Origin of the sequence: Streptosporangium sp. NPDC002721, from assembly GCF_042888905.1 — a bacterium.
Lineage (GTDB): Bacteria > Actinomycetota > Actinomycetes > Streptosporangiales > Streptosporangiaceae > Streptosporangium.
This window is the reverse complement of the sequence record NZ_JBIAQI010000024.1, coordinates 162,967-177,836: the sequence shown is the minus strand read 5'-3', so window position 1 is coordinate 177,836 and position 14,870 is coordinate 162,967. Positions and strand designations below refer to the sequence as shown.

Sequence of the window (14,870 nt, the reverse complement as noted above, 5' to 3'; positions counted from 1 at the left end):
ACCGCAGCGAGCACCAAGAACGAGCACCAAGAACAAGGACACCCGCCCGCAGCGAGCACCAAGAACAACCACGTCGAGCGCACCCGGAAAAACTCCGGGTGCGCCGAAAAGGAGACGCCCCAGTATCAGGAAAAGGGAAACACCAATCAGTTACTCGCCAGGGAAACGGACACCCACCTGCGAGCGGACCTCGTCCATGATGCCCATCACGTCGAGGGTCGCCTGCCAGGGCATCAACGGGCTCTCCAGCAGGCCCTCGCGCAGGCAGCGCATGGCCTCGGTCGCCTCGTGCAGCATGCCCTTCCCCTCGAAGGGGAGGTGGAAGGTCTTCGGCTCGCCCGCCCTCGGGTGCACGGTGAAGGTGTCGGGGCGGAAGAACGGGCCGGGGATCTCGATCCGGCCGAGCGTGCCGGAGATGGACGCGGCGACCGGGCTGTGCGTGGTGATGCCGCAGGACAGCAGGGCGACCGCCCCGCTGTCGTAGCCGAGCAGCACGCCGGTGTTCTCGTCCACCCCCTCGGGGGTGAGCCGCGCCCAGGAGCGCACCCCGGCGGGAGCGCCGAGCACCATGTGGGCGAAGGAGATCGGGTAGACGCCCACGTCGAGCAGGGCGCCACCGCCCAGTGCCGGGTTGCGGAGCCGGTGCTCGGGCGGGACGGAGACGGAGAACCCGAAGTCGGCGTGGACGGTCTGGACCGGGCCGATCGCGCCGCCCTCGACCAGTTGCATGATCTTGCGGACGGCCGGGATGCAACGCGTCCACATGGCCTCCATCAGGAACAGGCCCCGCTCCCGCGCGAGGTCGACCAGGTCGGCGGCCTCGGCCCTGTTGAGGGTGAACGCCTTCTCGCACAGTACGGCCTTGCCCCCTTCGAGGCAGGTCCGTACGGCGTCGTGGTGGGCGTTCTGGGTGTTGGCGACGTAGACGATGTCCACCTCGGGGTCGGCGGCCAGCTCCGCCCAGCTCCCGTGGGCCCGCGGGACGCCGTGCCGGTCGGCGAAGGCCCGCGCGGACTCCTCCGACCGCGACCCGACCGCGACCACCTCGGCGTCAGGCAGGAGCTTCAGGTCCTCGGTGAAGGTCGCGGCGATGCCGCCGGTCGCCAGAATTCCCCACTTAATCGCGCTCATAACGACATATCTCACCACGAACACCTGACGGAGAGGCCCCCGGCACCCGGACCTCCCCGTCTCATCTCGTACGAGACACGAGCCTTACACGCCCGTACCCCTGTGTCAGCCGCGCGTGTCGGCGAGCAGGGCGTTCAGCACCAGGTCGGGGTTGTCGCGCATCACGCCGCGCATGCGCCACTCGTCGGTGAACAGCGCCAGCAGGGCGCCGTCGAGCGAGCGGGTGAAGACCTCCACCCCGCGCTGGCGGGCCAGGAACGGCGCCGACTCGGCGTCGGTGAGCCTGGCGATGCCGAAGTCGAGCCGGTCCATCAGGATCTCGGTGTTGAACTCGGCGGCCATCCGGTGCTTGACCACGTCGAACTGCATCGGGCCCACCGCGGCGAGCACCGGTGACTGGTCGCCGCGGACGTCGGAGCGGAGCACCTGGACCACGCCCTCGGCGTCGAGCTGCTCGATTCCCTTGCGGAACTGCTTGGAACGGCTGGAGTCGCGGACGCGAGCGGTGGAGAAGTGCTCGGGGGCGAAGCTCGGGATCTTCGGGAACTCGACGGGCGGGCCGTCGTAGAGAGTGTCGCCGGGACGCAGGGCGCTGGCGTTGACCAGGCCGACGACGTCGCCGGGGTAGGCCTCGTCGATCGTGGCGCGCTCCTGGCCGAAGACCGACTGGGCGTACTTGGTCGCGAACGGGCGGGCGGTGGCCGCGTGGATGAGCACCATGCCGCGCTCGAACCTGCCCGAGCAGACCCGGACGAAGGCGATGCGGTCGCGGTGCGAGGGGTCCATGTTGGCCTGCACCTTGAAGACCAGGCCGGAGAAGGGCTCCTCCAGCGGGCGCGGGTCGTCGGCGACGTCCGGGCGGGGCGCGGGGGCGGGGGCGATGTCGACCATGGCGTCCAGCAGGCGGCCGACGCCGAAGTTGGACAGCGCGGCCCCGAACAGCACCGGGGTCGACTCGTGCGCCTCGAAGGTCTTCTGGTCGTGGTCTGCGCCGATCGCGGAGAGCAGGTCGATCTCGTCCTTGGCCCGCTCCCAGTCGCCGCCCAGCTCCGCCAGGGCCTGCTCGGCGCTCAGGTCGGTCTCGATGGCCTTGGTGGCGCCGCCGGGGGTGCGGGTGTAGCGGACGATCCGGTCGGCGGCGCGGTCGGCCACCCCGTGGAAGAAGCCGCCGGTGCCGATCGGCCAGGTGATCGGCGTGGGCTTCAGGCCGGTGCGCTCCTCGATCTCGTCCAGCAGTTCCAGCGCCTCGCGCCCCGGCCGGTCCCACTTGTTGACGAACGTGATCACCGGGATGCGGCGGTGCCGGCAGACCTCGAACAGCTTCAGGGTCTGCGGCTCCATGCCCTTGGCCGCGTCGAGCAGCATGACCGCGCAGTCGACGGCGGCCAGCACCCGGTAGGTGTCCTCGGAGAAGTCGGCGTGGCCGGGGGTGTCGACCAGGTTGAACATGTGGCCGCGGTACTCGAACCGGAGCGCGGCCGAGGTGATGGAGATGCCTCGGGCCTTCTCCATCTCCATCCAGTCGGAGGTGACCCCGCGCCGCCCGGACTTGCCGTGCACCGCACCCGCCTGGCTGATCGCGGAGGCGTGCAGTGCCAGCGCCTCGGTCATGGTCGACTTACCCGCGTCAGGGTGGCTGATCACCGCGAACGTGCGGCGACGAGCCGCCTCCTGAATGATCGCGGCCATTACTGATCTCCTAGCGATGCGTAAGGTGGGGAACTCCGGGCACAGTGCGGGGGCACTGGAGAGGCCCGTGCGTGGCACTGAAACCAGCTTACGCGCCACCACAGGTGTCAACAGATGTGGCAACACTTCCCCAGGCCGCTTGCGCCACCATGGTGTTAAGTGGATCGTGGAACATCTCGGTTCGCCCTATGCCCATCCCAACTGTCCGAAAGCGGCTCAGCTCGTGCAACTCGACGATCTAGTGATGTGCAGATGATCACGCTGCGCTATACGGCAGGTTCCGACGTCGGCCGGATCCGGCAAGGCAACGAGGACGCCGCCTACGCGGGCGCCCGGCTTCTCGCCGTCGCCGACGGGATGGGCGGCCACGTGGGCGGGGAGGTCGCCAGCTCGGCGGCGATCGCCACCGTCGCGTCCCTGGACCAGGAGTGCCCCGGCGACCTCGCCGCCGCCGCCGAGGCCGGGGTCCGCAAGGCCAACCAGCGCCTGCGCGAGCTGGTCGAGGAGGACCCGTCGCTCACCGGCATGGGCACCACCCTGACCCTGATGCTCTGGAACGGCTCCCGCGTCGCCCTCGCCCACATCGGCGACTCCCGCGCCTACCTCCTGCGCAACGGCGACCTGTACCAGATCACCTACGACCACACCCTGGTCCAGACGCTGATGGACGACGGCCGGATCACCGCCGAGGAGGCCGCCCGCCACCCGCACCGGTCGATCCTGCTGCAGGTCCTCGACGGCGGCGACAATCTTGAGCTCGACCTCTCCCTCCGGGACGCCGAGCTCGGTGACCGCTACCTGCTCTGCTCCGACGGGCTGTCCGGGGTGGTCGACGCCGAGCGGCTCCGCCAGGTGCTCGCCGAGGTCGACGACCTCGACGAGGTGACGCGCCAGCTGATCGCGCTCGCCTGCGAGGCGGGGGGCCCCGACAACATCACCTGCGTGGTCGCCGACGTGGTCGAGGGAGAACTCTCCGACAGCCCGGTGGTGGTCGGCTCGGCCAACCCCTCGTAGGTTCTGGTCGCCGTACGGGACAGCGGCTATCGTCGGAGATCCACGCACCTCGCCGATCACCGCTCCGGAGGGATGTTCCTCATGTACAAGGAGTTCGCCATCGAGGCGATCGTGTGGCTCATTCCCGTCGTGATCCTCGTCGGTCTCGCCTACATGATCACTCGCCCCGCCTGACCTCCCGGGACGTCTTTCGGGACGTCTTTCGGGACGTCTTTCGGGACGTCTTTCGGGACAGGGCCGAGGACGCGGAGCCCCGCTCCCGTTCCTCGGCTTTCCCATGCCCCCGTTCCCCCGCTTCCGGGCCCTCCCCCGCTTCCGGCCCCCTGCGCCCCGGGTGAGTCCCTCTGCGACCCGGGTGACCCCCGCGCGCCCGCGCTCACTGCGAGCGGGAAATTCATGCGAATATTTTTCCGCTTTGGGAACTATTCCCTTTAACTGAACTTTATCTGTATATAGTCACCCACACGTGCTCGGGGGAGCGCGTTCCGGTCATGCCAACAGGGGGATCCCACACGCCGATGGGCCAGTTCGTCGATGCCGCGATGTCTTTTCCGACCGTCCTGTTCACGTTCCTGCTTCTGGTGATCATCGCGTACTGGGTGCTCGTCATGGCTGGAGTGTTCGGGTTCGACGGCGAGGGCGGCGGCGACGGGTCCGAGTCGACGGGGGCCACCGGCCTCCTGAGCGGTCTGGGACTCGGCGGAGTCCCGGCCGCGGTGGCCGTCTCGCTGCTGGTCGCCGTCGCGTGGTTCGCGAGCCTCGTGGGCGGCACGCTGTTCACCGGCACCCCCGCCCTGGTCGCCGTACTGGTCGCGGCACTGGTCTGCGCCTGGGCGTGCACGCGCCTCGTCGTCCTGTCACTGCGGCGTCTCGTCCCGAAGGAGCGCGTCCCCTCCCGCGCCGACTTCGTGGGCCGCATGTGTGTCATCCGCACGCGCCGCGTCGGCCGCGACTTCGGCCAGGCCGAGGTCACGTCCGCCGACGGCTCATCCGCTCTCGTTCAAGTACGACAGACCGGTGACGAGGTTTTCGCCGCCGGAAGCGTCGCCCTGATATTCGCCTATGACTCCCCCGGCGAGTTCTTCTGGGTGATGCCGTACGACGCGGAACTCGATCCTGATCGTCCTATTTAACCGAGGGACCACATTGGACGTCATCTCCACCGGGCTCGGCATTCTCCTCGCCGTCGTCCTCCTCGTCGTCATCGGCCTGCTCTTCCTGATCAGCCGGCTGTTCAACAAGGTGGAACAAGGCAAGGCCCTGATCATCTCGAAGATCAACAAGGTCGACGTCACCTTCACCGGCGCCGTCGTGCTGCCCGTCTTCCACAAGTCCGAGCTCATGGACATCTCGGTGAAGACCATCGAGATCGCCCGTACCGGCCGTGAGGGCCTGATCTGCCGCGACAACATCCGCGCCGACATCCGCATCACCTTCTTCGTACGCGTCAACAAGACCGTCGAGGACGTGGTGAAGGTCGCCCAGGCCATCGGCACCGCGCGGGCGAGCGACCAGGAGACGTTGCAGGAGCTGTTCAACGCCAAGTTCTCCGAGGCGCTCAAGACGGTCGGCAAGCAGCTCGACTTCGTGGACCTCTACACCCAGCGCGACCAGTTCCGCGACCAGATCATCCAGGTCATCGGCACCGACCTCAACGGCTACAGCCTTGAGGACGCGGCGATCGACTACCTGGAGCAGACCTCGCTGCTCTCCCTGGACAAGAACAACATCCTCGACGCGCAGGGCATCAGGAAGATCACCGAGCTGACCGCCATCGAGCACGTGCGGACCAACGAGTTCCAGCGGCGCGAGGAGAAGGAGATCACCCGCCAGAACGTGGACGCGCGGGAGGCCATCCTGGAGCTGGAGCGCCGCCAGGCCGACGCGGAGACCAAGCAGAAGCGCGAGGTCGAGACCATGCGCGCCCGCGAGGAGGCGGAGACCGCCAAGGTCCAGGCCGAGGAGCGGCTCAAGGCGCACGCCGCGCACCTGCGTACCGACGAGCAGCTCGGCGTCCAGCAGGAGAACCAGGCCCGCGAGATCGCGGTGGCGGCGAAGAACCGCGAGCGGGTCCTCGCCATCGAGACCGAGCGCATCGAGAAGGACCGCCTGCTTGAGGTCATCGCCCGCGAGCGCGAGACCGAGCTGTCGCGCATCTCCAAGGACAAGGAGGTGGAGGGCGAGAAGCGCTCCATCGCCGAGGTGGTCCGCGAGCGGATCGCGGTGGAGAAGACGGTCGCCGAGCAGGAGGAGAGCATCAAGCGCCTGCGCGTGGTCGAGGAGGCCGAGCGGACCCGCCAGGCCGTGATCATCCAGGCCGAGGCCGAGGCGCAGGAGAGCCTGGTCAAGGACATCAAGGCGGCCGAGGCCTCCGAGGCCGCGTCCAAGCACCGGGCGCGCGAGGCGCTGGTGCTGGCCGAGTCGCGGCAGCAGGCCGCCGAGCTCGACGCCCGCGCCAAGATCCGTCTCGCCGAGGGCGTGCAGGCCGAGATGGCCGCCGTCGGCCTGGCCGAGGTGCAGGTACGCGAGCGGGACGCCGCGGCGATCGAGAAGGTCGGCCGCGCCGAGGCCACCGTCGAGCGGGAGAGGGCGCTGGCGGTCGCCGAGGGCGAGCAGGCCAGGGCCCACGCCGCGGCCACCGCGGTGCGCGAGAGGCTGAAGGCCGAGGCGGAGGGCGAGCAGGCCATGGCGCTGGCCGCCGCCGCGACGGTCGGCGAGAAGCTCAAGGCCGAGGCCGAGGGTCTCACCGAGAAGGCCGCGGCGATGGCCGCGCTCACCGACGCGACCCGCGCCCACGAGGAGTACCGCCTGCGACTGGAGGCCGAGAAGGAGATCCGCCTCGCCGGGGTGAACGTCCAGCTCAAGATCGCCGAGGCGCAGGCCTCCGTGGTCTCGGCCGGGCTCTCCAAGGCCAACATCGACATCGTCGGCGGCGACACCGTGTTCTTCGACCGGCTGATGAGCTCGATCACCATGGGCAAGGCCGTGGACGGCTTCGTGGAGAACTCCGACGTCGCCCGCACCCTGGCCGGGCCGTACCTGGACGGCTCGGCGAGCCTCCCCGCCGACCTGGGCAGGGTCCTCGGCTCGATCGACACCGCCGACGTGCGCAACCTCTCGTTGTCCGCGCTGCTGATGAAAATGATCAAGGAGGGCGGCCCCGACGCGGACCGGCTGCGCGGCCTGTTGAGCGAGGCCCAGGCGGCCACCACGACCGAGGTCCCCGTCGCCGCGCTCTCCGGTGCCGGCGCCAACGCCGGTGGTTCCACCGGCAACTCCGCCGGTTCCGTCAAGCAGTGACGTCCTCCACGGCGGAGGCCGTCACCGGCGCCCCCGGCGAGGGGGCGGGGCTGGACGCGGGCACCTACGAGGTGCTCCGCGCCCGGCTGGCCGAGCAGGCCGCCGAGCTGGCCCGGCAGTCCGACGCGCTCAACGCCGAGCGCCTGGCGGTGTTCGGCGGGGCCGAGCTGCGCCTGGTCGGCACCGAGCGGATACGCACCGAGAACAACTGCGTGCCGCGCGACATCGTGTCGGTCGGCGGGCTCATGCTCTTCGGCTACAACGTGTTCATCGGGATGAAGCCGGAGACGACCGTCGAGGACGTCTTCTCCGTGCACACGTTCGTCCGGGACGCGACGGGCGACGGCGGGGAGGGCGGGAGCGGGTTCCGCTTCGACCCCGCGCCGATGTTCCGCGACCCGCGCTTCGAGCGGGACTTCGCCGAGCTCTACCGGTACTACCGGGAGACCCGGCTGCTCCAGCTCCGCCGCGTCGAGGGCAAGATGCTGGCCGTCTTCCAGACCGGCCCGCAGGACACCCGCGTGCTGCGCTGGCAGGTCGGGGCGGACGGCACGCTCGCCTACATCGACGACCGGGGGGAACGCGACCACACGTTCCCGCCCTCGCACGACTTCGAGTGGATCCCGGCCACCCGCGACGACCACGTGATGGGCCGCCACCCGCACATCTCGATCGGGGGGGAGGTGTTCGTCGAGACCGTCGGCGGCGACCTCACCATCAAGATCGAGAACAACACCGAGACCGGGGAGGGCGTCTACCGCGAGCCCGTCGCGGAACCGCTGCAGAGCCTCGCCGACGCGGAGGTGCACCACGCCAGGATCGGCCCGCTGATCCTGCTGCGGGTGCGGCCGTACAAGGAGCCGGAGTGGCGGCACCTGGTGTTCAACACCCGGACCAAGGGCGTGGTCCGCCTCGACGGCATCGGGCAGGCCTGCCAGCGCCTGCCCGAGGACCAGGGGATCATCTTCCCCGGCGGCTACTACCTGTCCACCGGGGTGAGCAAGACGTTCGACACCGACGTGTCGGAGCTGGAGTTCGAACGGGTCATCCGCTCCCCCAACGGCGAGGACGTGCTGTACGTCTTCCACGCCCGCGCCGAGGGGCGGTCGCTGCTGCTGCCGTACAACGTGATCCGCAAGCAGGTGGAGACCCCGCTGTCCTGCCACGGGTACTCGCTGTTCGACGACGGCACGCTGGTCGTCTTCAGGGCCACCTCCGACGAGCCCACCCGCGTCCACCCCATGCAGGTCTGGCAGACGGCCTACCAGTCGGACCTCCACGCGGCCGGGCGCCCGGCCGGCACCGGGCCGCTGGAGCGGATCGGCAACGCGGAGCTGGTGCGGGGCATCTCCGACTGCCTGTCGGTGGCGCGGATGGTCGAGGAGATGGCGCCCTCCGTCCCGGTCCTGGAGGCGCTGATCGCCTCCTGCGCCCGGGTCTTCGACCACTACCACTGGCTGGGCGAGCACCGGCTGCGCGGCCCGCTCGCCGACCTGCGGGCCACCGCCGAGCAGGTGCTGGACGAGTTCGAGAAGGTCCAGTCGCTCACCCGGCAGGCCGCCGAGGCGCTGGAGGAGGCCGCCGCCGAGGTCACCGCGCTCGTACGGCACTCACGCGGCGACGCGCCGAGGTCCGCGCGGGGCTGGGTCGACCGGCTGGCGGAGCTGCGGCGGTCGCAGGGACACCTGGTGACCCTGCGCGAGCTGCGCCACGTCGACACCGCCAGGATCGACGCGCTCGACGCGGAGCTCGCGGCCGAGCTCGACAGCACCGGCCGGCGCGCGGCCGGGTTCCTGCGGGGCGACGACGCCTTCGCCGGGTACCACGAGGAGGTCGAGCGGCTGGTCTCCGACGCGGGCGCGATCGCGACCGTGGCGGAGGCCGGGCCGATCGGCGAGCGGCTGGAGCGGCAGGCCAGGGGCCTGGAGATCGTGGTCGAGGTGGTCGGCACGCTCGACATCGCCGACGCCACGGTGCGTACCGCCATCCTGGAACGGGTCGGCGAGGTGCTCGGCGGGGTCAACCGCGCCCGCGCCACGCTGGAGGCCCGGCGCGGGGAGCTGCTGGCCGGTGAGGGGCGGGCGGCCTTCGCGGCCGAGTACGCCCTGCTGGGGCAGGCGGTCACCGGGGCGCTGGCGATGTCCGGCACCCCCGAGCGCTGCGACGAGCAGCTGGGCCGCCTGATGCTCCAGCTGGAGAACCTGGAGTCGCGCTTCGCCGAGTTCGACGACTTCCTGGGGCAGCTGGCCGCCAAGCGGGAGGACGTCTACGAGGCGTTCTCCTCGCGCCGCCAGGCGCTGCTCGACGAGCGGGCCCGCCGCGCCGACCGGCTGGCCGACTCCGCGACCCGCATCCTGTCGAGCGTACGGCGGCGGGTGGCCGGTCTGGCGTCGCTGGACGAGGTCAACACCTACTTCGGGTCCGACCCGATGGTGCTCAAGCTGAAGGGCGTGGCCGGGGAGCTGCGCGCGCTGGGCGACCAGGTGCGCGCGGAGGAGCTCGAAGGACGGATCAAGTCCGCCCGCCAGGAGGCGGGCCGCGCCCTGCGCGACCGGCTCGACCTCTACAGCGACGGCGGGGAGACCATCCGGCTCGGCCGCCACCTGTTCGCGGTCAACACCCAGCCGGCCGACCTCACCCTGGTCCCCCACGAGGACCGGATGGCGTTCGCCGTCACCGGGACCGACTACCGCTCCCCGGTGCGCGACGCGGCCTTCGAGGACACCCGGCCGTTCTGGAACCAGCTCACGGTCTCGGAGTCGCCGGAGGTCTACCGGGGCGAGCACCTGGCCGCCTCGATCCTCGCCGCCGCCGAGGCCGGAGCCCCGGGTTCTGTCTCCTCGGGCGCCCTCTCCTCCGGCACCGGCGGGCCCCCACTCTCCCTGGAGGCGCTGCACGAGGCCGCGGTGGCCGGCGGGGAGCTGCTGGAGATCGTCCGCCGGGTGGCGGAGACCCGGTACGACGAGGGCTACGAGCGCGGCGTCCACGACCACGACGCCACCGCGATCCTCCAGGCCGCGCTCCGCCTGCACGCGGGGGCGGGGCTGCTCCGCTACCCGCCCGCGGCGCGGGCCGCCGCGCAGCTCTTCTGGGCCTTCGGCACCGACGAGGCCACCCGGGCGACGTGGACCACCCGGGCGACGTCGCTCGCGCGGGCCCGGACCCTGTTCGGCGGGGTGGAGGCGGTGGAGGAGACCCGCGCCGCCCTCGGCGCCGCGATCGCGTCCTTCAGCCGTGGCCTGCACGGCGACACGGGGGACGAGGGCCTTTTCGAGCTGGCCGGGGAGTACCTGTTCGAGGAGCTGCCGGGCAAGCCGTTCGGGTTCGTGACGAGCGCGGGGGCGCGGTCGCTGCTCGACCGGTTCGACCGGGCGCTGGGACCCGCGCGCGGGGAGTTCGAGGACGACCTGCGGGCGCTCGGCGACGACCTCGCCGCCCGGCACCGCCTGGCCGGGGCGTGGCTCTCCGCCTTCGACGTCTCCGCCTCCGAGGTCTCCGTTTCCGAGGTCTCGGGATCGGGCGCGGGATCGGCTCCAGGCTCGGGACGGGCCACGGGCACGGGACCGGCTCCGGGGGCGGGACCGGCTCCGGGGGCCGGGTCCGCGGAGCTGGTGGAGGCGGTGGCCGTACTGCTGTGCGAGGTGCCCCGGCACGACTCCTCGGCGGCGTTGACCGTCACGGTCGAGGGGCTGCTCGGCGCGCACCCCCGGATCTCCGGGCGCGCGATGGGGCTGCGCCTGGACGAGTTCCTCGCCAGGACGCGGCACTTCCGCCTCCACCGCGTACCCGCGTATCGCGCCTACCAGCGGCGGCGCAACGAGCTGGTCGCGGCCGAGCGCGAGCGGCTGAGGCTGGAGGAGTTCCGGCCGAAGGTGATGACCGCCTTCGTCCGCAACCAGCTGCTCGACGAGGTCTACCTGCCGCTGATCGGCGACAACCTGGCCAAGCAGCTCGGCGCGGCCGGGGACGCCAAGCGGACCGACCAGATGGGCATGCTGCTGCTCATCTCCCCGCCGGGCTACGGCAAGACCACCCTCATGGAGTACGTGGCCAACCGGCTCGGGCTGATCTTCGTCAAGGTGAACGGCCCGGCCCTGGGCCACCTGGTGACCTCGGTGGACCCCGCGCGGGCGCCCGACGCGACGGCGCGGCAGGAGATCGAGAAGATCTCCTTCGCGCTGGAGATGGGCAACAACGTCCTGCTCTACCTGGACGACATCCAGCACACCTCACCCGAGCTGCTGCAGAAGTTCGTCTCCCTGTGCGACGGCCAGCGCCGGATGGAGGGGGTCTGGGAGGGGAAGACCCGCACCTACGACCTGCGGGGCAAGCGCTTCGCGGTCTGCATGGCGGGCAACCCCTACACCGAGGCGGGCAAACGCTTCCGCATCCCCGACATGCTCGCCAACCGCGCCGACGTGTGGAACCTGGGCGACGTGCTGTCGGGACGGGAGGAGCTGTTCGCGCTGAGCTACATCGACAACGCGCTCACCTCCAACCCGGTCCTGTCCCCGCTCTCCACCCGCGACCGGGGCGACATCCGCCTCCTGGTGCGGCTGGCGCGCGGCGACTCGGGGGTCCGGGCCGACCAGCTCTCCCACCCGTACTCCCCGGTGGAGCTGGAACAGGTCCTCGCGGTGCTGCGCAAGCTGCTGCGGGTCCAGCGGGTGGTGCTGGCCAACAACCAGGCCTACATCGCCTCGGCCGCCCAGGCGGACGCGTCGCGGACCGAGCCGCCGTTCCAGCTCCAGGGCTCCTACCGGAACATGAACAAGCTCGCGGCCCGGGTCGTCCCGGTGATGAACGACGCCGAGCTGGAGGCCGTGATCGACGACCACTACCTCGGCGAGGCCCAGACCCTCACCTCGGGCGCGGAGGCCAACCTGCTCAAACTGGCCGAGCTGCGCGGCACCATGACCCCCGTACAGGCCGCGCGGTGGGCCGAGGTGAAGGCCGCCCACCTGCGGTCCCAGGCGCTCGGCGGCGCGGAGGACGACCCGATGACCCGCGCGGTCGGCGCGGTGGGCCTGCTGGCCGACCGGGTGAGCACCGCCATCGAACACGCCGCCGACCGCCTGTCCCCCGAGCCGTGAGTCCCGAGCCGTGAGTCCCGGGGCCGGGCCGTCGCCGACCGGCCCCGAACGACCTCGCCTTCGGCCGCTCCGTCAGCCTCGACCCGCCGGACACCGACATTTGCCGCCACCTGTGGCTGCCGTCGCCGGTTGTCCGGGAAGGGTCACCGTATGACTGTCAAACCAGAGGTGCGGGTGCGCCGGGTCTACGAGGAGCCGGAGCCCCGGGACGGCGCCCGGGTGCTGGTCGACCGGATCTGGCCGCGAGGGCTGTCCAAGGAGAAGGCGCACCTGGAGGAGTGGTGCAAGGCGGTGGCGCCCTCGACCGGGCTGCGCACGTGGTACGGCCACGATCCGGCCCGGTTCGAGGAGTTCGGCCGTCGCTACCGGGCCGAGCTGGAGGATCCCGAGCGGGCCGCCGCGCTGGAGCACCTGCGGGAGATGGCGAGGAGCCGGACGGTGACGCTCCTGACCGCGACCAGGCGGGCCGACATCAGCGAGGCCGTGGTCCTCGCCGACCTGCTGCGAAGCTGAGCGACGTCCCGGCCCTCGGCGATGTGCCGGTCCTCAGCGGTGTCGCGGTCCTCGCTAGCCCGCCGGGGGGCGAGTGATGCCCAGGTCCTCACCGGCGTACCGCGAAGTCGAGTGCGGCGCCCCGGGCGAGCCCGGGGCGGGAACGGGGGCGGGGCCGGTCGTCCGGCAGGGCGGGCGCGGGGTGCCGCCCGGTGTCGAATACGGTGAGCAGGTGTCGGTCAGCGACCGGTGGCCCGCGGAGGGCCGCCGGGTCGAGCGAGAGCAAGGAACGCAGTGAAGCTTCTTCATTCCGGGAAGGTCCGCGACGTCTACGAGGACCGCGGGGACATCGTCCTCGTGGCGTCCGACCGGGTGTCGGTGTACGACGTGATCCTGCCCACCCCGATCCCCGACAAGGGGAAGATCCTCACGCGGCTGTCGCTGTGGTGGTTCGAGCAGCTCGCCGACATCGTGCCCAACCACGTGATCTCGGCGACCGACGTGCCCGCCGAGTTCGAGGGGCGTGCGGTGCGGTGCCGGAGGCTGGAGATGGTGCAGGTCGAGTGCATCGCGCGCGGCTACCTGACCGGCAGCGGGCTGAAGGAGTACCGCGAGCACGGGTCGGTCTCGGGCGTGCCGCTGCCTCCCGGGCTGGTCGACGGCTCCAAACTCCCCGAGCCGATCTTCACCCCGAGCACCAAGGCCCCGCTGGGGCAGCACGACGAGCCCATCTCCTTCGAGGACGTCGTCTCCCGGGAGGGCGCGGAGGCCGCCGAGGAGTTCAGGCGGATCACGCTGGAGGTCTACCGGCGCGGCTCCGAGCTCGCCGCAGGGCGGGGTGTCATCATCGCCGACACCAAGATCGAGCTGGGCCGGGCCGCCGACGGCACGCTCGTGCTCGGCGACGAGGTGCTGACCTCCGACTCCTCCCGCTTCTGGCCCGCCGACCGGTGGGAGCCCGGCCACGCGCAGTTCTCCTTCGACAAGCAGTACGTGCGCGACTGGGCCACCGGCACGGGCTGGGACAAGAGGGAACCCGCCCCGGAGGTGCCCGCCGAGGTCGTGGAGGTCACCCGGGCGCGCTACGTCGAGGCGTACGAGCGCATCACCGGCAGGACCTGGTGAGCGCCGGAGGGACGTGACCCGCTGACGACGCCCCTCCCTGTCCCCAAGCGGTCCCCAAGCGCCGAGCCGGCTGCGGACCGGCTGCGGACCGGCCATGGACCGGGGCACGGGACGTGCGGGCACCGGGCTCTTGCCGGCCCGTTCTCTCCGCGCCCGTTCTCTCCGCGCCCGTTCTCTCCGCGCCCGTTCTCTCCGCGCCCACGGGGCCGAGGGGCCGTGGGTCAGAGGGAGAGTCTCCGCTCGACCGCGGCGCCCACGATGGCCGGGCCCGTCTGGACCGTGTCGGTGGGCGTCCCGAAGTCGGCCACGACGCAGGTGATGTTGTCGGGGCCGCCACCCCGGTTGGCCAGGTCGATGAGCCGGAGGACGGCCTCGTCGGGGTCGGAGATCTCGGTCAGCGTGTTGAACAGGGTCTCGGGTCCGACCACGGCGGTCAGGCCGTCGGAGCAGAGCAGGTAGCGGTCCTGCGGGTAGGCCTCGCGCAGCGACAGGTCCAGCTCCCCGTCTCCGGTGCCTTCGAGGACCCGCAGCACCATCGACCGGCGCGGGTGCTCGGCGGCCTGCTCCGGGGTGATCCGCCCCTCGTCCACCAGCGACTGGACCAGGGTGTGGTCGTGGGTGATCTGGTAGAGGGCACCGTCGCGCAGCATGTAGGCCCGGGAGTCGCCGACGTGGGCCAGGGCGAAGGTGGCGCCGTCCCAGAGCATGGCGGTCAGGGTGGTGCCCATGCCGCGGAGCGTGGGATCCTGCTCGCTCATGTCGCGCAGCGTGTGGTTCACGTCCCTGGCGGCGTCCTTGAGCGCGGCACGCAGGTCGACACCACTGGCGGGCAGGGTGTCGTCCAGCTTCGCCATGGCGGTGACGGCAAGTGAGCTGGCGACCTCTCCACCCGCGTGACCACCCATGCCGTCGGCTATGGCAAGCAGGCGCGCACTCGCGTAGCCCGAATCCTCGTTCGCCTCACGGCGGACACCTACGTCGGAGCGGGCCGCGTAGCGCAGTGCAAGTGGTTGGTTCAGTGCCATG

9 protein-coding genes are annotated in these 14,870 nt (G+C 71.2%); 6 read left to right on the top strand and 3 right to left on the bottom strand.

Annotation, left to right across the window (positions count from 1 at the left end):
- Nucleotides 1-150: 150 nt before the first annotated feature.
- On the bottom strand, nucleotides 151-1,146 hold the full coding sequence (locus ACFYWM_RS31625; RefSeq protein ID WP_389921086.1) for a Gfo/Idh/MocA family protein: 996 nt from the start codon (nucleotides 1,144-1,146) through the stop codon (nucleotides 151-153).
- A 90-nt stretch (nucleotides 1,147-1,236) separates the two neighbouring features.
- Nucleotides 1,237-2,820, bottom strand: a complete 1,584-nt coding sequence (locus tag ACFYWM_RS31620) for a peptide chain release factor 3 (RefSeq protein ID WP_389921080.1) — start codon at nucleotides 2,818-2,820, stop codon at nucleotides 1,237-1,239.
- Between the two features lie 252 nt (nucleotides 2,821-3,072).
- On the opposite strand from ACFYWM_RS31620, the gene ACFYWM_RS31615 reads away from it, so the two are divergent.
- The 6 genes from ACFYWM_RS31615 to ACFYWM_RS31590 all read left to right on the top strand — a co-directional run bounded on the left by ACFYWM_RS31615 (nucleotide 3,073) and on the right by ACFYWM_RS31590 (nucleotide 13,844).
- Nucleotides 3,073-3,834 carry a PP2C family protein-serine/threonine phosphatase gene (locus ACFYWM_RS31615; RefSeq protein WP_389921094.1) on the top strand — a complete coding sequence of 254 codons (762 nt, stop codon included), beginning with the start codon at nucleotides 3,073-3,075 and terminating at the stop codon, nucleotides 3,832-3,834.
- 542 nt (nucleotides 3,835-4,376) lie between these two features.
- Entirely contained in the window at nucleotides 4,377-4,967 is a 591-nt protein-coding gene (locus ACFYWM_RS31610) for a hypothetical protein (RefSeq protein ID WP_389921078.1), read from the top strand.
- A 13-nt stretch (nucleotides 4,968-4,980) separates the two neighbouring features.
- The gene (locus tag ACFYWM_RS31605) at nucleotides 4,981-7,134 is read left to right on the top strand and encodes a flotillin family protein (protein WP_389921073.1); all 2,154 of its coding nucleotides are present in this window, start codon (nucleotides 4,981-4,983) and stop codon (nucleotides 7,132-7,134) included.
- Nucleotides 7,131-12,227, top strand: a complete 5,097-nt coding sequence (locus ACFYWM_RS31600; protein WP_389921071.1) for a DNA repair ATPase — start codon at nucleotides 7,131-7,133, stop codon at nucleotides 12,225-12,227. The genes ACFYWM_RS31605 and ACFYWM_RS31600 overlap by 4 nt, the downstream gene beginning before the upstream one ends.
- Nucleotides 12,228-12,377: 150 nt before the next feature.
- On the top strand, nucleotides 12,378-12,740 hold the full coding sequence (locus ACFYWM_RS31595; protein ID WP_389921069.1) for a DUF488 domain-containing protein: 363 nt from the start codon (nucleotides 12,378-12,380) through the stop codon (nucleotides 12,738-12,740).
- Between the two features lie 273 nt (nucleotides 12,741-13,013).
- On the top strand, nucleotides 13,014-13,844 hold the full coding sequence (locus ACFYWM_RS31590) for a phosphoribosylaminoimidazolesuccinocarboxamide synthase (protein ID WP_389921066.1): 831 nt from the start codon (nucleotides 13,014-13,016) through the stop codon (nucleotides 13,842-13,844).
- A 221-nt stretch (nucleotides 13,845-14,065) separates the two neighbouring features.
- Here the strand turns inward: ACFYWM_RS31590 and ACFYWM_RS31585 are convergent, their stop codons facing one another.
- Entirely contained in the window at nucleotides 14,066-14,869 is an 804-nt protein-coding gene (locus ACFYWM_RS31585; RefSeq protein ID WP_389921064.1) for a PP2C family protein-serine/threonine phosphatase, read from the bottom strand.
- Between the last annotated feature and the right edge of the window lies 1 nt (nucleotide 14,870).